The following is a 22,336-nucleotide window of genomic DNA, read 5'->3' on the forward strand; positions in this document are numbered from 1 at the left end:
ACGTGGCGGCGCGGCAGTAGCCATTTCAGCGCGGGGGTTTTGGCCGCACTCCGGCATGCGATTGGGCGGGCTGCGTAGAATCATGCAACATGATAAGTTACATGAAATCAAAAGGCCGGCTTTCAGCCGTTTTGCATGCCCTGTTGCACATGGCGCACCGCCAGGGGCCGATGACCTCCGACGAACTGGCGGCTTGCCTGCGCACCCATCCGGTCGTGGTGCGGCGCACCATGGCCGGTTTGCGCGAGGCGGGTTTTGTGGTGTCGGAGCGCGGCCACGGCGGCGGCTGGGTGCTGGCGCGGGACCTGGCTTCCGTCACGCTGCTAGACGTGCAAATGGCTGTGGGCGCCGAAGAAACCCGTGAGGGCGACGAGGGTGCGCATTCCGGCGGCTGCGTCATCGAGCAATCGGTGCAACGCGCCCTGTCGGGCAGCCTGCAGGAGGCCGAGGCGCTGCTGATGAAGCGCCTGGGCGAGGTCACGCTGGCCGACCTGTCGGCCGACTTCAACCGCGCCATGGCCGCGCACGCAGGCCACGCTGGCCCTGTGGGTCATGTCCTGTCGCCGGAGGCTCACCATGCTGCATGACGCCATCATTGTGGGCGGCAGCTTTGCCGGCTTGTCGGCCGCGCTGCAACTGGCGCGCGCCCGAAGAAACGTGCTGGTCATCGACGCGGGCCTGCCGCGCAACCGCTTTGCGTCCGAGTCGCACGGCGTGCTGGGGCATGACGGCAAACCGGGCCCGCAACTTTTGGCTGAGGCGCGGCAGCAATTGCTGGCCTACCCCACGGCCCAGATCTTCAGCGGCCGCGTCAGTCGTGTTGATGCTGGCGAGGCGGGTTTTGTTGTCGAGGCCGAGGACGGCCTGCGCTGGTTTACCGGCCGCCGCCTGCTGTTGGCCACCGGTGTTTCTGACGTGCTGCCCGGCATACCGGGGCTGGAAGCGCGCTGGGGCAAGACGGTGGTGCACTGCCCTTATTGCCACGGCTATGAAATCGGCGGCGGCGCCATCGGTGTGCTCGGCACGGGCCCGATGTCGGTGCACCAGGCCGTGATGTTTGCCGACTGGGGCGACGTGACGCTGTTCGCGCAGGGTGTGGTCGAGGTGTCGGCCGAAGAGCACGCGCTGCTGGCCGCGCGAAAGGTCAAAGTCGAGTCCAGCCCGATTGCCGAGCTGCAGGGGGTGGCGCCCGCGCTGGAGGGCGCGTTGCTGCAGGACGGCCGGCGCGTGGCGATCAAGGCCTTGCTGGTGGGCACGCAGGTGCGCATGGGCAGCCCGCTGGCTGAGGCACTGGGTTGTGCGTTTGACGATTCGCCCTTTGGCCCCATCGTGCGCATCGACGCCTGGGGCATGACCAGCGTGGCCGGCGTGCATGCCGCCGGCGACATGGCGCGCGTGCCACACAGCATCACCTACGCCACGGCCAGCGGCGTGGCGGCCGGCATCGGGCTGCATACTTCGCTGATCACGGAAGACGCCCGCCGCGGGGAAACCGCCGCAGCCTGAGCAGGCAGGCAAAACGGGCCGGGTATAAAGTTGTTGAAAGAGGCTGGTGAGACCCCAAGTGCTTCTTTCCACCCTTGCCATTCTTTGCCACGCCATGAACCCGCCAGAGACCGAAACCATTGAACTGCTGCCTGTAAGCGGCACGCCCCGCCAGCTGTTTGTGCTGCTGCATGACGCGGGCGGCGCGGCCACCGACATGCTGGAGCTGGGCAACCTGCTGGGCGGCGCGTTTGCCGAAGCCGCCGTGCTGATGCCGCAGGGGCTGACCGGCCCGCACGCCGATGCGGCAGGCGCCACGGCCGCAGGGCTGGACGATGCCGAGGCGCTGGCCGCGCGCGTGGAAGCCCTGGCTGCGTTTGTCCGCGCGCAGCAGCAGCGCTTTGACATCCTGCAGTCCGACACCGCACTGGCCGGCTTTGGGGCCGGCGCCAGCCTGGCCCTGGCACTGAGCGACGCGCACGACGGCCTGGCCGGCCGGCTGCTGGCCTTTGGCGGCGGCTACCAGATCTGGCCCGCCCGGGCGCCCGCGCTGACCACCTTGCACCTCCTGCACGGTCAAAACGACCCCGTGGTACCGCTGGCGCGCACGCGCAGCGACTTTGAACACCTGATGGAGCTGGGCGCCGACGCCACCCTGGACGTAGCCGCCAAGCTCGGCCATGAGCTGCACCCCGCCCTGATGGACCAGGCCGTCACCCGGCTGCAGACCTGCGTGCCACTGCGGCACTGGAAATCCGTGTAGCAGGTTTCAGCGTCACTCTTTAAGCAAATAGTGCCCGCAGCCAGCACAAAGCGTACGCAAGCAGCTCCTAAATAGATAGCAGTCCACAGGAGCGACACAATGCGCAAACGTGGAGTCTCCCTGTCTCCCTCTTAACCAAGCAGGGGCCGCGGGACTGGCTTTGCCAGACCGCAGGCGCAACGGCCCCTCGGAGGGCAGAGAGCCACACGAAGTGAGCGAACGTGTGGGCCATTTCCCCACCAGCAGGGGCCGTGGAACCGGCTTTGCCGGGCCACAGGCGCAGCGGCCCCCTCGGGGGGCAGGGAGCTACACGCAGTGAGCGACCGTGGGGGCCACTACCTACAGGATTGAAGCGCCTTGCCCGCCAGCTGCGGCTTGAGGGCGTCAAGCTTGGTCATCAGCGGCGCATCGACGGCGGGCAGCTTGAGCAACTGGCCGCGTGCCTCGGGGCGTTCCAGCACCACCTTGGCGGTGCGCACGCCGCGTGTGGCAACTTTGGCCAGCTCGCGTTCGGCGTCGGCCTGGGCGTCGAAATGGCCGAGCGAAAGGCCCGGTCCCAGTGCCGGGTTGATCAGCGGCTCGAACGACACGCCGAGACCGCGCAGTTCGCCGCGCTTTTTGACCAGCGCTTCTTCATTGGCGTATTTGCCCATGTAGACGATCCAGCGGCCCGGCTCGACGCTGCTTTCAAGCGACCAGCTGCCGATGGGCAGGCTGCTTTCGAGTCCTGCGCGCAGGGCGGTGGTTTGTTCGGGCGTAAAAAGGCCGGCCTGCAGGCATTCGGGAGGCGCCGGGGGCGCGGCTGCGGCAGCTGCGGCGGTGGTGCCGAGGCCTTCGAGTTGGCGGGCCTCGGTCATGGTGAGCAGGAGCATCGCCTCAGGCCGGATTTGCTGTGCCAGGCGCTGGGGTTCGGCCTGAGCGACGGGGGCAAAGCCGTAGTCGGCCAGCAGGCCCTGCGTCCAGGCGAAGTAGCCGGCGTTGGCCAGCAGCAGCGCCAGCACCAGCAGCCTCAGCATGGGCGGGCGCCTTCAGGGGGTTGGGCTGCAACGGGCCGCACGCTGACTTCGGAGCTGGTGATTTCTTTCATGCCAGCCGGAGTATGCACCAGCAGTGCGCCGTTTTCACCCACGCCGTGGGCGGTGCCTTCGATGCCATTTTGGCCGTCTGACAACTGCACGGCTTGCCCGGCCAGCACGTCGCGCGCGGCAAAACGTGCCTGAAAAGGCGCAAAGCCGAAGCGTTCAAAGGCTTGCACGGCCTGCACCAACGGCGGCACGATGCGCAGCAAGGTGGCGGGCGCATCCAGTGCCGGCAGCAGCGTCTGCAGGCCACCCGGCGGTATGCCGGGCAAGGGCGTGACGTGCGGCGCAGCGGGGATGTCTTGCGCGCAGATGTTGATGCCGATGCCGATCACCACATAGCGGACGCCTTCCCAGCTGGCGGTTTCAACAAGAATGCCGGCCAGTTTGCGCTCGCCTTCGGGGGTGGACAGCCAGAGGTCATTGGGCCATTTCAGGCCGATGCGGGGTTTGCCGGCCTGCCCAGGCACCAGCGGCTCCAGGCTTTCGGCCACGCTGATGCCCGCCACCAGCGAAAGGCCCGACCAGTCGGCGGGCGCCAGCGGAAGGCCCAGCGAAAAAGTGAGGCTGTCGCCGCGCCGGCTTTGCCATTGGCGACCCAGGCGGCCGCGGCCGGCGGTTTGCTGCTCGGCCACCAGCAGCAGCGGCTCGGGGCGGGGCTCCACTCCGGGGCTTCCGCGGAAGCGGCGCATGAGCTCGGTGTTGCTGGAGTCGATCTCGGGCAATACCTCGACCGTAAAGCCCGGCAAGATGGGTGCCACGGCCTCCCAGAGGGCCTCGGCAGGCCATCGGATGGGGGTTGCGAGGGGCGTGGTCATGAAAGGGTCATGAAAGCTCTGGGCGCGGGGCCTGGCTGATGCGCGTGGTGGCGAAAGAGCGCTGGCAGGTGAAAGACCGGTCAGTCTTTCTTCTTGTTCTTGGGCTTCTTGTCGGATTTCTTATCGGCTTTTTTGTCAGCCTTCTTTTCCGCTTTTTTCTTGTCAGCCTTGGCCTCTGCCTTCTTCTCGGTCTTCTTCTCCGTCTTCTTCTCCGATTTCTTCACGGACTTCTTGGCCGACTTCTTCTTGCCCTTGCCCTTCTTGTCGTCGTCCTTGGGCGCCAGCAGCGTGCCGCGGCAGTTCTTGGCGCCGCACCAGCAGGGGTATTCGGCCAGCAGCTTCTTGGTGTAGGGCGCGTCGATGATCAGGCCGTAGTCATAAAACAGCTCTTCGCCGGCCTTGATGTTGCGCAACGCCTTGATGAAGACGCGGCCCTCGTTTTCATCGGCCTCGCAGTTGGGCTTGCAGCTGTGGTTGATCCAGCGCGAAGAATTGCCGCCGTGCTTGGCGTCAATCACGTGCTCTTCGTCAATGTGGAAGTAAAACGTGTGGTTGGGGTCTTTGGGGTCGTGCGGATGGCGGCGCAGCGCCTCTTTCCAGTTGATGATTTCGCCGATGTATTCGATCAGCGTCTCGCCTTCAGCGAGGTCTTGTACGGCGAAAACACCCTTGCCGTGCACGCCGGAGCGGCGGGTCTGAATGCGGCGTCCGTCGGCAGCGGGAGCCGCGGGTTTGAGGGGGGATGCGGGAGCTGCGGAGGCCTGGGTTTTTGACACGACGGATTTTTTTGGTATGGTTAATTCATGCATGTGCGCGTGCGTGCGCATGTGCGCGCACCCGCGCGCGTACATGCGCGAGAGCCGCTATTGTAGTGATGCGCCCAAGGAGCCCCCTGTGTTGAACCGCCGAAACCTGATGCAGACCACTGCCGCCCTGGCCTTGCCCGCCGTGGCTGGGCTGAGCCTGCCTGCGTGGGCCAAGGGCGGTGAAAGCCCCCTGCCCAAGGCCGGCAGCACCCTGCCTTTGCCGGCCCTCACCCTGCTGGATGGAAGCACCTGGACGCCCGCAGCCGTGGCCGAAAAGACGCTTGTGGTGTACTGGTGGGCCAGCTGGTGCCCTTTTTGTGCGGTGCAGTCGCCCCATATAGAAGCCTTGTGGCGGGCTCAGAAGGCCAGCGGGCTGGAGGTGTTGGCGCTGTCCATCGACAAGCAGCCGGCCGCCGCTGCTACTTATATGAAGACCAAGGGCTACAGCTTCCCCGCCGGGATGCTGACCCCCGAAGTCGCGAAATTTTTGCCCAAGCCGGTGGGCCTGCCCGTGGTGGTGGTGCTCAAGGTGGCGGCGAACGGACGTGAAGGCAAAGTCGTATTTGCCGAAGGCGGGGAAATGTTCCCCGAAGATGTAGAAGGTTTGAAGAAGTACTTATGAAAACTCTGGTGATTGCAGAAAAACCCTCGGTCGCACAAGACATTGTGCGGGCGATCACGCCCACGGCGGGCAAGTTTGAAAAGCACGACGAGTACTTTGAGAGCGACGAATGGCTGGTCACCTCGGCTGTCGGCCACCTGGTCGAGATCCAGGCGCCCGAAGAGTTCGACGTCAAGCGCGGCAAATGGAGCTTTGCCAACCTGCCCGTCATCCCGCCCTACTTTGACTTGAAGCCCATGGACAAGACGAAGACGCGGCTGAACGCGATCGTCAAGCTGACCAAACGCAAGGACGTGAGCGCCCTCGTCAACGCCTGCGACGCGGGCCGCGAGGGCGAGCTGATCTTCAGGCTGATCCAGCAGTACTCGGCCAGCAAACACCCGGTCAAGCGCCTGTGGCTGCAGTCCATGACGCCCGCGGCGATCCGCGAGGGCTTTGAAAGCCTGCGCACCGAAAAGCAGATGCAGGGCCTGGCCGACGCGGCGCGTTCGCGCTCCGAAGCCGACTGGATGGTCGGCATCAACGGCACCCGCGCCATGACGGCCTTCAACTCGCGTGACGGCGGCTTCTTTTTGACGACCGTGGGCCGCGTGCAGACGCCAACCTTGTCTGTGGTGGTGGAACGCGAAGAAAAAATCCGCAAGTTCGTGAGCCGGGACTATTGGGAAATCCACGCCAGCTTTCTTGCCGAAGCCGGCGAATACCCTGCAAAGTGGTTTGACCCGAAGTGGAAGAAGGCTGCAGCCAATGCCGACAACACAGAGCCCGATGCCGAGCTGAAGGCCGACCGTGTGTGGTCTGAGCGTGAAGCCATGGCCATTGCTGAAGCCGTGCGCGGCAAGGCCGCCACGGTGACGGAAGAAAGCAAGCCCACCACGCAGGCCGCCGGCCTGCTGTTTGATTTGACGTCTTTGCAGCGCGAGGCCAACGGCAAGTTCGGCTTCTCGGCCAAGACCACGCTGTCGATCGCGCAAAGCCTGTACGAGCGCCACAAGGCACTGACCTACCCGCGTACCGATTCGCGCGCGCTGCCGGAAGACTACCTGCCGGTGGTCAAGCAGACCTTTGAAATGCTGGCCGCCAGCTCGATGAAGCACCTGGCGCCGCATGCGGCCACGGCCATCAAGGGCAACTACATCAAGCCCAGCAAGCGCATTTTCGACAACGCCAAGGTGAGCGACCACTTCGCCATCATCCCAACGCTGCAGGCGCCCAGTGGCCTGAGCGAGGCCGAGCAAAAACTGTATGACCTGGTGGTGCGCCGTTTCATGGCGGTGTTTTTCCCGAGTGCCGAATACCTGGTGACCACCCGTATATCGCAGTCCGTCGGCCACAGCTTCAAGACCGAGGGCAAGGTCCTGGTCAAGCCGGGCTGGCTCGCCATTTACGGCAAGGAAGCCGCCGACGAAGTGGCCGACGCCAAGGACGGCGACAAGGGCCAGAGCCTGGTGCCGGTCACGCCCGGCGAGATGGTGCGTGCCGAAGTGGTCGAGGCCAAGGGGCTGAAGACCCGGCCGCCCGCCCGCTATTCGGAAGCGACATTGCTGGGCGCGATGGAAGGCGCCGGCAAGACGATTGACGACGACGAGCTGCGCGAAGCCATGCAGGAAAAAGGCCTGGGCACCCCGGCCACCCGCGCCGCCACGATTGAAGGCTTGATCGCCGAGAAATACATGCTGCGCGAAGGCCGCGAGCTGATCCCCACGGCCAAGGCTTTTCAGCTGATGACGCTGCTGCGCGGGCTGGACGTGCAGGAGCTGTCAAAGGCCGAGCTCACCGGTGAGTGGGAGTTCAAGCTGGCACAAATGGAGCACGGCCAGCTGAGCCGCGAGACCTTCATGGCCGAGATCGCCACCATGACCGAGCGCATGGTGGCCAAGGCCAAGGGCTATGACAAGGACACCATTCCTGGCGACTACGCCACGCTGACGGCGCCCTGCCCCAACTGCGGCGGCGTGATCAAGGAAAACTACCGCCGCTACACCTGCACCGGCAAGAAGGGCGACGACGGTTGCGGTTTCTCCTTTGGCAAGACGCCGGCCGGCCGCACCTTTGAAGTGGCCGAGGTCGAGCAGTTCCTGCGTGACAAAAAGATCGGGCCGCTGGACGGTTTCCGCTCCAAGGCCGGCTGGCCTTTCACCGCCGAGATGGTGATCAAGTTTGACGAAGAGACGAAGAACTACAAGCTTGAATTCGACTTCGGCGACGACAAGAACGGTGAGACCGGCGAGATCGTCGACTTCGGCGAACAACAGTCGCTCGGCCCTTGCCCGCGCTGTGCCTCACGCGTGCTTGAGCTCGGCAAAAACTACGTCTGCGAAAAGTCGGTGCCGACGAATGAGCAGCCCACGCCCAGCTGCACCTTCAAGACCGGCCAGGTGATATTGCAGCAGCCGATTGAACGCGAGCAGATGCACAAGCTGCTGGAAACCGGCAAGACCGATTTGCTTGACAAGTTCGTTTCGATGCGCACGCGCCGCCCCTTCAAGGCCATGCTGGCCTGGGACAAAGAGGCCGACAAGGTGAATTTTGAATTCGCGCCGTCCAAATTCCCGCCGCGCAAACCGGCGGCGGCCAAGACCGGTACGGTGAAAACACCTTTCGGCAAGACGGTGGCGGCCAAGGGCGCACCCGCAGCGAAAAAGGTAGCGGCCAAAAAAGTCGCCGCCAAGAAAACGCCTGCTGTCAAAACCGCCAAGCCCAAGACCCCCCGTGTCGCCAAGCCGGGCGCAGGCCTCAAGCCCAGCGACGCGTTGGCTGCGGTGATTGGTGCCGAGCCGGTGGCCCGCACCCAGGTCATCAAAAAGCTCTGGGACTACATCAAGGCCGAAGGCCTGCAGGACGCGGCCAACAAGCGCGCCATCAATGCCGACGCCAAGCTGCTGCCGGTGTTCGGCAAGCCGCAGGTCACGATGTTTGAGTTGGCCGGGATTGTGGGCAAGCACCTGACCGCAGAGTAAAGGGCGGGCAGGGTTCGCTACTATTTTGATAGCTGCTTGCGCGCGTCTTCATTGGGCTACAGCCTGATCTGATATAAAAAATCTGCGCCGAATTGACTTGTACGGACCGCGCTCAGGTCACTGGATCGGGCAGCTGCCGCAGCGCATGCAGCTGCGAGGCAAAAATCACCCCCGCCTGCAGCGCAAAGCCCGCCAGTGCCAGCCACAGGCAGGCCGCTTCGCCCATAGACGCACCCACCACACCGCCCAGCGCCGCACCGATAGGGCGCGACCCGGCGTTGACGGCCAGAAACACTGCCGAGACGCGCCCCAGCATGGCGTGAGGCGTCACGCTCTGGCGCAAGGTTGTGGAAGTGATGGTCCAGACGATGGGCTCGACGCCGAACAGGAAAAATGCCGTGCCCGCCAGCATGCCGCTGGGCACAAAAAGCGTGGCCACCATGGTCGCGGCAGCCAACACCGATACGGCCGGGCCGAGCTGGATGGCGCGGCCAAAGGGCATGGCCGCCACCACACGCGGCGACAGCAGCGCCCCCACCACCATGCCGGCGCCGTAGGCGCCAAGCGTGATGCCCACGCCCTGCGCTGTCAGGCCCAGCACGCGCACTGCGTAAGGCACATACGCCGCCTGCAGCACAAACCAGGCGATGTTCCAGACAATTCCCGTGAGCACCATGGGCCGCAAATAGGGTTGTTGCCAGACAAACTGCGCACCGTCGCGAATCTCCAGCAACGCGTGGCGCCCTGCAGCTGGCGTGCGCGCCGGTTCGGACAGGCGCAGCAGCAAGGCCACGGCCGAGGCCGACATCAGCGCGGCCAGCACAAAGGCAGCCGGGGCGCCGGCCCAGGCCACCAGCGCCCCGGCCAGCGCCGGCCCGGCCGCATACGCCATGCTGCGTGCCAGCTCCAGCCGACCGTTGGCGCACACCAGTGCTTCGCGCGGCACGATAGCGGGCACCAGCGCGGGAGCCGCCACGCTGAAACAGACCGTGCCCACGGCGCCGATAAAACCCAGCAGCGCCAGCCCCGCAATCGACAGCTGGCCCGACAGCACCATGGCCAGCAGCGCCAGCAAAGACAGCGCGCGCAGGGTTTCGGCGGCCACCATCAGGCGGCAGCGCGAGAAGCGGTCGGCCAGCAAACCCAGCGGAATCGACAGCAGCAGGAAGGGCAGGGTTTGCAGCGCCGCCAGCAAGCCGATCTCGCCCGGCCCGGCGCCCAGCATCAGCACCGCGACCAGTGGCACTGCTGCCAGGCTCAACTGTTCGGCGGACTGGGCGGCGAGGTTGGACCACGCCAGACGTTTGAAGGGAGGGGGAAGTGGGGCTTGCATGGGCACGATGAATGAGAGTGCCATTGTGCCCACGGGGGCATTGCCGCGCTGGCCATTACCGGACCTGCGATGGCCTGAGCGCGCTCAGCGCAGCTGCATCGCGGGCCAGCCGCGCTTGCCGCCGATGGCAGCCAGCGTGGCGTCGGCGTTCACCGTCACCGGGTGCTTGACGGCCTCCAGCAGCGGCAGGTCGTTGATCGAGTCGCTGTAGGCCGTTGTTTTGCAATCCTTGAAATGCAGGCCGCGCGCCGTAAGCCACGCATGCAGGCGCTCGACCTTGCCTTCCCGCATGTTGAGCACGCCCGTGGTGCTGCCGGTAAAGCGGCTGCCTTGCATCTCAGGCTCTGTCGCGATCAGGTGTTCGATGTCGAAGTAGATCGCCGTCAGCTCGGTGATGAAGCGGTTGGTGGCGGTGGTCATCACCACGAGGTCGCCGGCCTCCAGGTGTTTGTCGACCAGCGCCAGGGCCGCCGGCGTGATGCGCGGCACGATCCAGTCGGCCAGGAACTCCTGCCGCAGCGGCTCCCATTCCTCTGCCGTTCGCCCGGCGAGTGTTCCCACATAAAAGTCGGCGAACTCTTTGAGGCCCACGGTGCCGGCCCGGTAGCGCGCCGCCATGTCGGCATTGCGTACGGTGAATTCGGTTTTACCGAGGATGCCTTTTTCGATCAGGAAGTCGCACCACAGCACATCGCTGTCACCGTTGAGGATGGTGTGGTCGAGGTCGAAGAGCGTGAGCTTCATATTTGTTTGCCGGGAATGCAATTTTCCGCAGGGCCGCCCCAAGGAAAATTAGCCCACTCGGGGGGCAGCGTACTACGCGAAGCGAAAAGCGTGGGGGTCACGTCCGCAGATGCCAGGCTTTGGGGCGTGTGAAAGTCTGGATGCCATAGGTCGAGAGCGTCAAGCCCACACCCGAATCGCCATAACCGCTCCACGGCAAACGCGGGCTCACGCGGTCGCAGCAGTTCCAGTAGACACTGCCGGCATTGACCTGGCTCAGCAAGGTCTTCGCACGCGCTTCGTCGGGGGTAAAAACGCCGGCTGTCAGGCCGTAGCGTGTGTCGTTCATGAGCTTGACGGCTTCCGCGTCCCCAGAGACTTTCTGGATGCCGATGATGGGACCGAAGCTTTCCTCGCGCATCAGTTCCATGCTGTGGTTCACATTGCTGAAGACGGTCGGCTCGTACCAGTTGCCCAGGCCTGCACCGCGTTTACCGCCGGCCAGCAGCGTCGCACCCTTGACTTTCGCGTCGGCGACCTGGGCATCCAGCACGTCGAGCTGCGGCGCGCGCGTGATTGCGCCTATGTAGGTGTCGTCGCCCATCGGGTCGCCCGTCTTGAAGGTCTTGACCGTTTCCAGGAAGGCGGTGACGAAGGCGTCGTAAATTTTCTCGTGCACGTAAATGCGCTCGACGGAGCAGCAGCTCTGGCCGGTGTTGTACATCGCGCCGTCGGCCAGCGACTCGGCCGCGTTCTTCGGGTCGGCGTCTTCGCAGACATAAGTCGGGTCTTTGCCGCCCAGTTCAAGCTGCAGCTTGACCAGGCGCGGGCCCAGGGCCTGTGCGATCTTGGCGCCGGTCGCGTGTGAACCGGTGAAAAAGAGGCCGTCGATTTTTTGTTCCATCAGCGCAGCACCCACAGCGCCGCCGCCTATCAGCGGCACAAACACGTCTTGCGGAATGCCGGCCGCATGCAGCAGGCGGGCCATGGCCAGGCCCGACATCGCGGCGTATTCCGAAGGCTTGTACAGCACCGCATTGCCCGTGAGCAATGCCGGAATGAACACATTGCCGCCGACAAACCAGGGGTAGTTCCACGCCGAGATGTTCGCCACCACGCCCAGCGGCGTGTGCTCGATCTGCTCGGTCATGCCGCCCTCGTTGAACACGGTTTGCGTGCCCGTGGCGCCACCCACCTCGGCCAGGAAAAAGTCGATGCGCCCCAGCAGCCCGTTGAGTTCGTTGCGCGACATCTTGATGGGCTTGCCAGTTTCGCGCGTCATGATGGCGGCGAGCCCGTCCAGTTCGGCCACGATGCCCGCGCGAAAGCGCGTGATGCAAGCCTTGCGCTCGTCCATGGGCACCGTCGCCCAGGCGGCCTGCGCGATGCGCGCCCGCTGTGCCTTTGTGGCTACCGAAGCTGCGTCATCGGCGGGCAGATCGGTGATCAGCGCGCCCGTGGCAGGATTGTGGATGGCGAGAGTGTTCATGTTTACTTTGCCTTGTGTTTGGCGGCGGCCACGGCCGCGAGGAAATCATTCAGAACGGCAGCGTCGTCAATCGTGTCGGAACCGGGTTTGTGGAATTCAGGATGCCACTGGGTGGCGGCGATGTAGCTCTTGGTTTTGTCCTTGCGGCGTATCGCTTCCACAATGCCGTCGTCCACGCTGAAGGCTTCAGCCTCAAACTCGGGTGACAAATCCTTGATGCCCTGGTGGTGGATGCTGTTGACGCGTACGCGCTCCACACCGGGGTACATGGCCGACAGTCTGGAGCCCTGCACGATGTTCACACTGTGAAAATTCTGGTCGTAGGTCACGGCGTCGCGGTGCACGAAGGACTCGGGCACCTGTGTGTTGATGTCCTGGTACAGCGTGCCGCCAAAGGCCACGTTCAGCAGCTGCAGGCCGCGGCACACACCGAAGACGGGTTTGCCGGCTCTTTCAAAAGCGGCCACCAGGGCTTTGTCGTACTCGTCGCGCACACGGTCGCCTGACCATTTCTCCTCCAGCGGCTCCTCGCCGTAGCTGCCGGGCCAGACATCGGCGCCGCCATGCAAAACCAGGCCATCCAGCCACTGCGCATAATGTTCATAGGTCACGTCGCCACGCTGCGTGCTGCCCGTGGGGCACGGCACCATCACGACCATGGCGCCGGAAGACATCAACCAGTGCGCAATCGATTGTTCGACGTACTGCAGCGTCTTGCCGGTGAAGAAGGAGCGTGTTGGGTCGGCATGCGAGAAGCAGGCTGAGAGGCCGATCTTGAGGCGAGAGGCGGCGGTCATAGTGAAGCCCCCACGCTTTTCACTTCGTGTAATGCGCTTCCCCCCGAGGGGGCGCTGCGCCTGCGGCCCGGCCCTTCGACAGGCTCAGGACCGGCCAAGGTCGGTTCCGCGGCCCCGGCTGGAAGCAGAACTCTCAGAAAGGTCGTTATGTCGGTACTCATAAAGCGGCTTCGAACAATTTTTGGAAGTCTTCTGATTTGCAGGGGCGCGGATTCGTCTGGTGGCAGATGTCAGCCGTGGCGATTTCCACCAGGCGCGGCAGGTGCTCACGCTTGACGCCATGAGCCGACAGTGAGCCGGTGATGCCGACGCTTTCTTTCAGCTGCTTGAGCCAGGGCACAAAAGCCTTGCCGCCCCCAGCGACGCCGCACACATGGGCCAGCTCGTCAAACTTGGCGGGTGCCGATTCGTAGTTCCAGGCCAGCACGGTGTCGATCATCAGCGCGTTGGCCAGCCCATGGTGCAGGTCGCACACGGTGCCCAGCGCATGCGCGCACGAGTGCACGGCGCCCAGGTCTTTCTGGAAGGCGATGGCGCCCATCATCGACGCCATCATCATGTCGCTGCGTGCGTCCAGATTGGACGGCTCCTTCACGGCCTTGAGCAGCGCGCGGGCCGCGATGCGTGTGCCTTCGAGCGCGATGCCGTCGCACAGCGGGTGGTAGGCCGGCGAGAGGTAGCTTTCGATGTTGTGTGTGAGGGCGTCCATGCCGGTGGCGGCCGTCACATGCGGCGGCAGGGCCAGTGTGAGCTCCGGGTCGGCGAACACCACCTTGGCCAGAATCTTGGGACTGAACACCACGCGCTTGATGTGCGTGTCGTTTTCGCTGACGACCGAAGAGCGGCCCACCTCGGAGCCGGTGCCCGACGTCGTGGGCAAGGCCACGAAGTAAGGCAACTCGTTCACGATGGGGCGTACTTTGGGATGGTCCCAGACGTATTCGAGGATGTCGCCTTCGTGCGTGGCGGCAATGCCCACCACCTTGGCGACGTCCAGCGCCGCGCCGCCGCCAAAGCCGATCACGCAGTCCGCCTTGTGGGCCTTGTAAGCTGCGGCGCCATCCATGACCTGGCTGCAGGTCGGGTTGCCGAAGACGCCAGAGAACACCGCTACGTCCAGCCCTGCCAGGTGGGTTTTGAATTCAGCGAGCACCGGCAGCGCGCCCAGCGCCTTGTCGGTCACGATCAGCGGGCGTTTGCAGCCGGCGTCAAGCAGCGCCTGCGCGACCTGCTTGCGGGCGCCAGCGCCGAAGCGGATGGCGGTGGGGAAGGAGAAGTTGGTGGTGCTCATGGGGTGTTTTCTTGTGAAGGCGTTTCAGGTAGCGGAGGTGAGTTGCAAATACATGTGCTGCTTGCCGAACGGTACGCCGTTCACGCGGATGGCGTCGGGTTCGACGCCGAAGGACGCAAAGCCGGCGCGGGCATAGAGGGCGGCGGCCTGCCGGTTGGTATCCGTCACGGTCAGGATCAGCAGCTCCACTTTGGCGGCCTTGGCTGCCTGCACCACAGTGTTGACCAAGGCCAGGCCCAGGCCCTGGCCGCCGTGCTCTGGGGCGACATACATGGCGACCAGCGTGGCCTTGTGACGGTTCTTCAGGCGGGTCTCCCGTGTCATGCCGACGACGCCGGCCAGTGTGCCCTCAACAAACGCGCCCCACATGAGAGTGTCCGAATTGGGGGACAAACGCTTTTCGGTGTCAGCTGGCGAGCGCAGGCTTTCTTCTTCAAAACTGGAGGTGAAAGCGTCGGGGTGTTCGCGCAGGCCGCGAAGGCGCAGTTCCCGGTAAACGGGCGCATCAGAAATTTCAAGTCGCCGAATTTGCATCAAGGGGTTGGAGTGAGGATTCAAGGTTTAAATAATTTCAAAATAGCGTTTCATTTCCCAGTCGGTCACGGCGTCCAGCCATTGCCGCCACTCCCACTCGCGCGTGGCCGCGAAGTGATCCACGAAAGTATCGCCGAGCCAGTCACGTGCGATGGCTGATTTCTGGAAAATGCGAGTGGTTTCGATCAAGGTGCGGGGCGCCCGCGGGATGTGTTCGGCGCCGCTGTTGGTGCCGGTGATGGGCGCGCCCAGCTTCAGGCCTTTTTCGACACCATGCAGACCGGCGGCGATGACAGCGGCCATCGCCAGGTAAGGGTTGACGTCGGCGCCGGGGCAGCGGGTTTCAAGCCGGGTGGCCTTGGGGCTGCCGGCGATCACGCGGAAGCTTGCGGTGCGGTTGTCCATGCCCCAGGTGGGTTTCACAGGCGCCCAGAAGCCATCGACCAGGCGCTTGTAGCTGTTGATGGTGGGCCAGATCATGGGGCCGAACTCCATCATGCAAGCCACCTGGCCGGCCACGTAGCTTTCAAAGAGCTTGCTCATCTTCCGCGGGTTTTTTGCGTCGTAGAAGAGGTTGTTTTTGCCGTCGGAAAGGCTCTGGTGAATGTGGCCGCTGCAGCCGGGCAGCTGCTGGTGCGGCTTGGCCATGAAACTGGGCATGATGCCGAAGCGCGCACCGATTTCCTTGGCGCCGGTCTTGAAGAGAATGGCGCGGTCGGCCTGCTCGAGTGCTTCGCTGAAGCCGATGGCGACTTCGTACACGCCGGGCCCGGTCTCGGTGTGCAGCCCCTCAATCGGTATGCCGAAGGCCAGCATTTCGTCCATGATGGCATTGAAGAAATCCTGGTTCTGGTTCATGCGCAGCAGTGAATAGCCGAACATCCCGGGCGTGAGTTTTTCGGCCCCCACGCCGTTCTTGGCGGCCCAGCTGTGCGGGGTTTCCAGGAAGTTGAACCACTCGAACTCCATGCCCGTCATGGGCATGACGCCCATTTTTTCAGCGCGTTTGAGCACGCGTTTGAGCGTCTGGCGCGGGCAAACGGCGTGCGGTGTGCCGTCGGCGTTCACGAACTCCCCCAGCACAAAGGGCACGTTGTTGTCCCAGGGCACATGCCGCGTGGTGGCCAGGTCCAGCCGCGCCAACGCGTCGGGAAAACCGTGCTGCCAACCCGTGACCGACGTGTTGTCGTAGCAGGTGTCCATCATGTCCCAGCCCAGCACCACGTCGCAAAAGCCAAAACCGCCCGCAGGGTAGGGTTCGGCCGCGCCAAAGAACTTGTCCTTGTGCAGGTACTTGCCGCGCAGCACGCCGTCGATGTCGCTGACGGCAACCTTCATCTTGTTGGCGCCCGACTTGCGCAGCATCTCCAGGGCTGGATGGGGTGCGGAGGATTTGGTGGTTTTTTTGGGCATGGTCGTGGGCGCCTTGTGGTCTTAGGGGTGGGCGCTTGCCCGGCCTTTTTCGGCCAGGCCAATCGCAAATTCTTCTTCCGGCGAGAGGATCAGCCGATGCCGGCCCATCACCGCGAAGTAACTGATGCCGATCGCAAACCACAGCGCGACCCAGAGCACGCCGACGCGGTAGACCGGATCGCTGAGCTGGAAGTAAATGGTGACCAGCGCGATGAGCAGGGTCAGTACCGCGCCTGCCACACCCAGCGGGCTGCGGTAGGGGCGCTCCATGTTCGGCAGCTTGCTGCGCAACCGGATGAACGACAGCGCCTGCATCACGTAGGAAAACATGGCGCCGAACACCGCCATGTTGAGCAAGGTGCCGCCAATGACGGCTGAGCCCTTGTCGACACCCAGCGAGAACCACAGCACGAACATGACGACCAGCGCCACCACCGAGCCGACGATCATGGCAATGTGCGGTGTCTTGCGGCTGCCGTGCGTGACCGACAGCGCCGAGGGGAAGTAACCGGCCCGGCTCAGCGAATAGATCTGCCGGCCCTTGGCAAAGATGATGGTGTGAAAGCTGGCGACCAGGCCCAGTACGGCCACCAGCGCCAGCACTTTGGCGATGCCATCGCCGTAGATCGCCTTGAAGCCGTCGAGCAGCGGTTCGGCCGATGTGCTGAGCGCGTGCGACCCGATGCCGGCGACGGACGGGTTGAGCCAAAGGATCATGAAGGCCGAAACGATCAGCGTGAAAATGCCGGCGATGATGCCGCGCGGCATGTCGCGGCGCGGGTCGACGGACTCTTCGGCCGCCAGCGGCAGCTGTTCGATGGCGAGGAACAGCCACACCGCAAAAGGTAGTGACGCCAGCACGCCGGCGAAGCCCAGCGGCAGGAAGGGGCCCCGGCCTTCAGGCAACACCGCGCCGCCGGCGCCCACATTCATGGCCCAGCGCGCAAAGTCGATCTTTGGCAACGCACTGACCCAGAACGCGACCAGGCAGGCCAGCGCCAACAGGGTAACCGCCAGCGTGATCTTGAACGACAGCTCGACGCCAATGATGTTCAGGCCGATGAAGACGATGTAAAACCCGATCCACCACAGAGGCTGCAAGGCTGGCGCAGTGCCGAAGATGCTGCCCATGTAGCTGCCGATGAAAAACACGATGACGGCCGGTGTCAGCACGTATTCCACGTTTTCGGCGAGCCCGGTGAGAAAGCCGCCCCACGGCCCCATCGCGGTGCGCGCAAAGGAGTAGGCACCGCCGGTGTGCGGCAGCGCGGGCGACATTTCGGCCAGCGAAAATGTCAGGCCCAGGTACATCACGGAAATAATGATGGTGGCCAGCAGCATGCTGCCCCAGCCGTTGGCCAGGCCGAGGTTCCAGCCGGCGAAGTGGCCGGAGATCACCGCGCCTACGCCGAGTGCCCAGAGCGACCAGACGCCGGCATAGCGTCTGAGCCCCCGCTTTTCAAAGTAGCTGCCGTCGACTTTCGCGTATTGGACGCTGGAACGTTCTGACATGGTGGCTCCCTATAGGTTGCAAGGTTGGCGGCCCGGTGGGGCCGTGTTGCATCCTAGGGCGGGGGTGGGCGCGCTGAAATCCCATTTCGGCAAGTTGCACGAATGGGGCGGCAGCGAAGTGGGCCAAAGTAAGCCGAACTGTTTCAAAGCGTAGCTTGCATGCGGCACGAATCCTGCAAGAATGCGCCGATGGCACATCCTTCCGATACCGCCCAGCCCGCCGTGCTGTCCCACGCGTCGTTTGCCGATGCGGATGAGCAGGCGGCAGCGCTCACGGGCTGGAACCAGAGCTATCTCCAGCTCTCGCGCGGCGCTTTTGGTGGAGAGGTTCGCCAGCTGGAATTCGCGGGCCTGCGCCTCTTTGTGGAAGGCCTCAGGGAGTCTGTCTACCAGACGGGCCAGATCCGGGACGGCGCATTGGCCTTGGGGCTGCCGCTGCAGGTCGATGGGCCCAGCGTGTTTTGCGGTGCGCCCAGTGATGCAGGTGCACTGCATGTTTTTTCGGGTGCGTCGGGCTTTGAGTTCCGCTCGTCCCGGCGCCATGTAATGTTGGGTCTGGAGCTGGACGAAGCCGCCTGGCGCCGCTGCGGTGAGCATGACCCTGCGCTGCAGGCCCGTCTCGGTGCGCAGGCCGGCTTGCGCCGGCTGGATGGCGCGGCGCAGGCGGGCCTCAGGCAGTGCCTGACCGGCGTGATGGATACGGTGGAGGCGGCTCCGGCATTGCTGCGGTCGCCCGCTGTGCAGGCCGCCATGCTCGACAGCGTGGTGGAGCAGCTTGGCCGCGTCCTGGCGCCGGCGGGTAGCGCGGACGCTGTCGGCACTCACGGCCATTGGACGCTGACGCGCCGCGCCCGCGAGCTTGTGCATGCGCAGCTCGATCAACCGCCCACCGTGCTGGCGCTGTGCGAGCAACTCGGCGTGAGCCGGCGAACCTTGCAAAACGGTTTTCAGACGGCGCTGGGCATCAGCCCGCTGGCTTATCTGCGCGCGGTGCGGCTGAATGCCGCCAGGCAGGCGCTGAAAACCGCTTCGTCTGTGACGGCGGCTGCAACCGACCTGGGGTTTTGGCATTTTGGTCATTTCGCGCACGACTATCAGCAAATGTTTGGCGAACTTCCCTCCGAAGCCTTTCGCCGATTTCATTAAGCCCCCACGCTCCCCACTTCGTGTGGTTCGCTGCCCCCCGAGGGGGCCGCCCGCCTGCGGCCTGGCAAAGCCAGTTCCGCGGCTCATGCTGGTGAAGACAGGGTGTCCGGCCTACGCCCCGCGTGAGGCTCTTTACTCAGGCGGCCGGTGCGGCGGAGGTGATGCCCATATCCCGCAAGGCGCCCGCCACCGCCAGCACGGCTTGTTCGATCTCATTGGGGCCGATTGCACCGATGCAACCTACCCGGAAAGTTTCTACCTGGGTGAGCTTGCCTGGGTATAGGACAAAACCGCGATCTCGTGCAGCGGCATAGAACTTCTTGAAGTCGTAGCGACTGTCGGCCGGCGCGTGAAAGGTCACGATGATGGGCGCCTGGATCGCCGGGTCCAGAAAAGGCTTGAAGCCGAGCTTTGCCATGCCGGCGATCAGCGTGCGGTAGTTGCTTTCATAGCGGGCCAGACGTGCCGGCTGGCCGCCTTCTTCTTCAAACTGGGCAATGGCCTCGGCCAGCGCCACCACCACATGCGTGGGCGGCGTGAAGCGCCACTGGGTGGTTTTCTCCATGTAGGTGTACTGGTCATGCAGATCCATCGCCAGTGACTGGCTGCGGCCTGCGCAGCCGTCGAGGATGGCATTGCGGATAAACACAAAGCCCATGCCCGGCACGCCCTCAAGGCACTTGCCGCTGGCGGCCACCAGCGCATCGAAGTGGACTTTGCGCGCATCGATCTCGATGGCGGCGAAGGAACTCATGGCGTCAACCAGCAGGCCCTTGCCGTGGGCTTTGCAGACGTCGGCAACTTCCTGCAGCGGGTTGAGCACGCCGGCGCCGGTTTCGCAGTGAATCAGCATGACGTGCGTGATGCTGGCGTCGGCCTTGAGCTGGTCGGTCAGCGCCGCGGGCGACACCTGCGCCGACTCGTCAAAAGGCATCACGGTGCAGCGCCTGCCCATCAGAGTGGTGAGCCTGGCCGCTCGTTTGCAGTAGGCGCCGTTGTCCATCACCAGCACATGGCCGTCGCGTGGCACCACGGTCGCCACCGCTGCCTCGACGCTGAAGGTGCCGCTGCCCTGCAGAGGCACGACGACATGAGAGTCCTGGCCGTGGATGATGGCCAGCAGGCTTTTGCGCACGCTGGCCGTGACGGCGTTGAAATCGCTGTCCCAGGAGCCCCAGTCCTTGAGCATCGCGAGCTTGGTGCGCAGTGTGGTGGTCAGCGGGCCGGGCGTCAGCAGGATTTTGTCTCTGTCCATAGATTACCTCTTTGTTTTTGGGTACTCGTCTCAAGCCAAGTCGGGGGCGGCGTCGCGCAGAAAAACCGGCAGGTCCATACTTGGCGGCCGCGCCGGCACCTGGTACATCATGTCGGCCACATAGCCCCGGTGAAAAGTCTTGTGGTTGACGACGTGCAACAGCATGTCGCCGCGGGTCATGGCGCCTTCGCCGCCGTCGACGAATTTGAAATGCACGACCTCGCTTTGCATGTCACCGGTCAAACCGTCTGCGTAAAGGATGTACCAGTCGTCGAGTGCCAGCTGCTGCTCGCGCAGTTGCGCCAGCGTGGGCGTGGTGTCGGTGTTGCGCGAGGTAAAGCCGTGCGGCCGGCCCTGCAGGTGGGCCTGCCAGATCAGGTCCACCACATAGGCATGGTTCAGCATGCGAAGGTTGCGGTGGTCTTGCATGCCCGTGCTCAGCGTGCGCCGCCTCGCCAGGCCTGCGTGCGGCGGTTGATCCACCAGGCTAACGCCATGAACAGCAAGGTGGCAATCGTCGATGCGATTCCGATCAGCACGGCCATCGCCGCTGCCGCACCCATTTCGCCGGCTTCGTCGAGGTTGAGGATGGCGATGGAAGCGACCTTGGTTTCGGGTGAATAAAGAAAGACGACGGCGGAGATCGTCGTCATGGCATTGATGAAGAAGTAGCGCGCGATGTCGACCAGGGCCGGCGTGCAGATCGGCAGGGTGACGCGCCAGAAGGTCTTGAAAAATGGCACCTTGAGCGAGGCGCTGACGGCTTCGAACTCACCGTCCAGCGCTTTGAGCGCCGTGACGGCAGTGAGGTGACCGGTGGTGTAGAAGTGCACGATGGTGCAGAGCGTGAGCAGTGTCAGCGTGTGATAAAGGCCGTTCAGCGGGTTGTCCGGCGCATTGAAAAAGAAGATGTAGCCCAGGCCCAGCACCAGCCCGGGCACGGCCATGGGCAGCATGGCCAGCATGCGCACAAAGCCGCGCAGGCTATCCATGCCCTTGGTTTTTTCAAGCAGGTAGGCACTGCAAAACACCAGTGCCGTGCCGAAGAAGGCGGTACCTGCGGCCATCTTCAGGCTGTTGACAAAACCGACGCCGACCTCAGCGTCGACCAGGCCCATGGTGTAGTGCCTGAGGCTTGGCTTGAGGTTGTAGGGCCAGAAGCTCGCAAAAGAAGCGAACACCGCCATGCCCAGCATGGCCAGCACAAGAAAGGCAATCGCGCAGCAATACAGCGTCATGATCCAGTCGTAGCCGCGCGAGGGGGTTGGCCGGTAGGGCACGGCGCGCGCCGTCAGCATGGCGGTCTGGCGCTTGCTGACGTATTTGTCGACCGCGAAGGTCAGCACCGCAGGCGCCAGCAGCAAGATGGCGACCACCGCGCCCTTGGCAAAGTCCTGCTGGCCGATGACCAGCTTGAAGACATCGGTGGCCAGCACATTGAAGTTGCCGCCAATCACTTTGGGAATGCCGAAGTCGGTCATCACCAGGGTGAAGGTGACCAGTGCGGCCGAGATCAGGCCGTACTTGGCGCCCGGTAGCGTGATGGTGAAGAACTTGCGCCTGGCGCTGGTGCCCATGGCGTTGGCCGCTTCATAGAGACGCGCATCCGACAGGCTGAGCGCCGTGACCAGAATCATCAGCGCATGCGGAAACACCGCAAAGCATTCGGCCACCACAATGCCGGGTGCGCCGTAGATCTGCTCGATGCCCACGCCTTGCATCCAGCTTTTGAGAACGCCCTGGTTGCCGAACCAGTAGATCAGCGAAATGGCCGACAGCAGCGAGGGTGCCAGCAGCGGGATCAGCGTGAGGCCGCGAAACAGCGCCTTGTACTGCATGCATGAGCGCGTCAGTGCATAGGCAAACCCGAAGGCCAGGGGCACGGCGATCAGCGTGACGGCGGTGGACACCCAGAGGCTGTTCCAGAGGCTTTCAAGGAGCGCTGGAGTTTTGGCGTAGTTGATGAAGTTGTCGAACCAGACGAAGTCGCCGGACTTGTCCAACAGTGCCTGCTGAAGAATGGCCAGCAGCGGCGCCGCCAGAAATGCTATTAAAACAATAGCTACCAGGGCAAGCGCTGCATAGGCCAGGTGGTCAATCCAGTGCGTTTTCTGGCGCACTGCGGCAGGAGCCGGGGCAGTGAACACCGGCATCAAAACACCTTGATGCGCTCGGGCAGCAGCTTCAGCGGCAGTGAGGAGCCGATCTGCAGCGATTGCTCCGAAAGGAAATTCAGAGAAAGGTAGACCGTGAGTTTGTGGCCGCCCAGCGCGGGCGAGGCCACATGCACATGACAGAAGGAGCCCAGGA

General features: G+C 64.0%; 20 protein-coding genes. 6 read left to right on the top strand and 14 right to left on the bottom strand.

What is annotated here, in order from left to right; all coding sequences use genetic code 11:
• The first annotated feature begins 101 nt into the window (after positions 1-101).
• The 3 genes from ABI546_RS15380 (at position 102) to ypfH (ending at position 2,248) form a co-directional block, all read left to right on the top strand.
• Positions 102-587 carry an Rrf2 family transcriptional regulator gene (locus ABI546_RS15380; protein ID WP_348047791.1) on the top strand — a complete coding sequence of 162 codons (486 nt, stop codon included), beginning with the start codon at positions 102-104 and terminating at the stop codon, positions 585-587.
• On the top strand, positions 577-1,506 hold the full coding sequence (locus ABI546_RS15385) for an NAD(P)/FAD-dependent oxidoreductase (RefSeq protein WP_348047792.1): 930 nt from the start codon (positions 577-579) through the stop codon (positions 1,504-1,506). Before ABI546_RS15380 ends, ABI546_RS15385 begins: the two co-directional genes overlap by 11 nt.
• Positions 1,507-1,600: 94 nt before the next feature.
• Entirely contained in the window at positions 1,601-2,248 is a 648-nt protein-coding gene (gene ypfH / locus ABI546_RS15390; RefSeq protein WP_348047828.1) for an esterase, read from the top strand.
• Positions 2,249-2,583: 335 nt separating this feature from the next.
• Here ypfH and ABI546_RS15395 read toward each other — a convergent pair whose 3' ends face one another.
• The 3 genes from ABI546_RS15395 to ABI546_RS15405 all read right to left on the bottom strand — a co-directional run bounded on the left by ABI546_RS15395 (position 2,584) and on the right by ABI546_RS15405 (position 4,954).
• On the bottom strand, positions 2,584-3,264 hold the full coding sequence (locus tag ABI546_RS15395; RefSeq protein WP_348047794.1) for an SPOR domain-containing protein: 681 nt from the start codon (positions 3,262-3,264) through the stop codon (positions 2,584-2,586).
• A complete protein-coding gene (locus ABI546_RS15400; protein ID WP_348047796.1) occupies positions 3,258-4,145 on the bottom strand; it encodes a biotin--[acetyl-CoA-carboxylase] ligase in 888 nt (295 codons plus the stop codon). Before ABI546_RS15400 ends, ABI546_RS15395 begins: the two co-directional genes overlap by 7 nt.
• 80 nt (positions 4,146-4,225) lie before the next feature.
• Positions 4,226-4,954: an SET domain-containing protein-lysine N-methyltransferase gene (locus ABI546_RS15405; protein ID WP_348047798.1), complete on the bottom strand. Its 729-nt coding sequence runs from the start codon at positions 4,952-4,954 to the stop codon at positions 4,226-4,228.
• A gap of 85 nt (positions 4,955-5,039) precedes the next feature.
• Between ABI546_RS15405 and ABI546_RS15410 the strand changes: the two genes are divergently transcribed.
• Both ABI546_RS15410 and ABI546_RS15415 read left to right on the top strand, forming a co-directional pair.
• The gene (locus tag ABI546_RS15410) at positions 5,040-5,573 is read left to right on the top strand and encodes a TlpA disulfide reductase family protein (protein WP_348047800.1); all 534 of its coding nucleotides are present in this window, start codon (positions 5,040-5,042) and stop codon (positions 5,571-5,573) included.
• The gene (locus ABI546_RS15415; protein WP_348047802.1) at positions 5,570-8,533 is read left to right on the top strand and encodes a DNA topoisomerase III; all 2,964 of its coding nucleotides are present in this window, start codon (positions 5,570-5,572) and stop codon (positions 8,531-8,533) included. The genes ABI546_RS15410 and ABI546_RS15415 overlap by 4 nt, the downstream gene beginning before the upstream one ends.
• 112 nt (positions 8,534-8,645) lie before the next feature.
• Here ABI546_RS15415 and ABI546_RS15420 read toward each other — a convergent pair whose 3' ends face one another.
• The 8 genes from ABI546_RS15420 to ABI546_RS15455 form a co-directional block, all read right to left on the bottom strand.
• Positions 8,646-9,866, bottom strand: coding sequence for an MFS transporter (locus ABI546_RS15420; RefSeq protein ID WP_348047830.1), 1,221 nt, complete (start codon positions 9,864-9,866; stop codon positions 8,646-8,648).
• A gap of 84 nt (positions 9,867-9,950) precedes the next feature.
• Complete coding sequence (locus ABI546_RS15425; RefSeq protein ID WP_348047804.1) at positions 9,951-10,610, bottom strand: HAD family hydrolase; 660 nt, start codon at positions 10,608-10,610, stop codon at positions 9,951-9,953.
• Between the two features lie 97 nt (positions 10,611-10,707).
• The gene (locus ABI546_RS15430; protein WP_348047806.1) at positions 10,708-12,078 is read right to left on the bottom strand and encodes an aldehyde dehydrogenase family protein; all 1,371 of its coding nucleotides are present in this window, start codon (positions 12,076-12,078) and stop codon (positions 10,708-10,710) included.
• Positions 12,079-12,080: 2 nt separating this feature from the next.
• Positions 12,081-12,875, bottom strand: coding sequence for a type 1 glutamine amidotransferase (locus ABI546_RS15435; protein ID WP_348047808.1), 795 nt, complete (start codon positions 12,873-12,875; stop codon positions 12,081-12,083).
• 157 nt (positions 12,876-13,032) lie between these two features.
• Positions 13,033-14,166: an iron-containing alcohol dehydrogenase gene (locus tag ABI546_RS15440; RefSeq protein WP_348047810.1), complete on the bottom strand. Its 1,134-nt coding sequence runs from the start codon at positions 14,164-14,166 to the stop codon at positions 13,033-13,035.
• A 24-nt stretch (positions 14,167-14,190) separates the two neighbouring features.
• Positions 14,191-14,700 (bottom strand): GNAT family N-acetyltransferase, encoded by a 510-nt coding sequence (locus ABI546_RS15445; RefSeq protein WP_348047812.1) that lies wholly within the window; start codon positions 14,698-14,700, stop codon positions 14,191-14,193.
• A gap of 27 nt (positions 14,701-14,727) precedes the next feature.
• On the bottom strand, positions 14,728-16,113 hold the full coding sequence (locus tag ABI546_RS15450; protein ID WP_348047814.1) for a glutamine synthetase family protein: 1,386 nt from the start codon (positions 16,111-16,113) through the stop codon (positions 14,728-14,730).
• 21 nt (positions 16,114-16,134) lie between these two features.
• Positions 16,135-17,625 carry an amino acid permease gene (locus tag ABI546_RS15455; protein ID WP_348047816.1) on the bottom strand — a complete coding sequence of 497 codons (1,491 nt, stop codon included), beginning with the start codon at positions 17,623-17,625 and terminating at the stop codon, positions 16,135-16,137.
• Between the two features lie 189 nt (positions 17,626-17,814).
• Here ABI546_RS15455 and ABI546_RS15460 point away from each other — a divergent pair, with 189 nt between their 5' ends.
• A complete protein-coding gene (locus ABI546_RS15460) occupies positions 17,815-18,771 on the top strand; it encodes a helix-turn-helix domain-containing protein (RefSeq protein WP_348047818.1) in 957 nt (318 codons plus the stop codon).
• 136 nt (positions 18,772-18,907) lie between these two features.
• On the opposite strand, the gene ABI546_RS15465 is transcribed toward ABI546_RS15460, so the two are convergent.
• From ABI546_RS15465 to ABI546_RS15475, 3 genes are read right to left on the bottom strand one after another with little or no spacing between them, the layout of a single operon-like run.
• A complete protein-coding gene (locus ABI546_RS15465; RefSeq protein WP_348047820.1) occupies positions 18,908-20,026 on the bottom strand; it encodes a 2-aminoethylphosphonate--pyruvate transaminase in 1,119 nt (372 codons plus the stop codon).
• Between the two features lie 30 nt (positions 20,027-20,056).
• Positions 20,057-20,455 carry a DinB family protein gene (locus tag ABI546_RS15470; RefSeq protein WP_348047822.1) on the bottom strand — a complete coding sequence of 133 codons (399 nt, stop codon included), beginning with the start codon at positions 20,453-20,455 and terminating at the stop codon, positions 20,057-20,059.
• An 8-nt stretch (positions 20,456-20,463) separates the two neighbouring features.
• The gene (locus ABI546_RS15475; protein WP_348047824.1) at positions 20,464-22,179 is read right to left on the bottom strand and encodes a putative 2-aminoethylphosphonate ABC transporter permease subunit; all 1,716 of its coding nucleotides are present in this window, start codon (positions 22,177-22,179) and stop codon (positions 20,464-20,466) included.
• Positions 22,180-22,336 lie beyond the last annotated feature (157 nt).

Origin of the sequence: Polaromonas sp., from assembly GCF_039932935.1 — a bacterium.
In the GTDB taxonomy this organism is placed as follows: Bacteria; Pseudomonadota; Gammaproteobacteria; order Burkholderiales; family Burkholderiaceae_C; genus Polaromonas.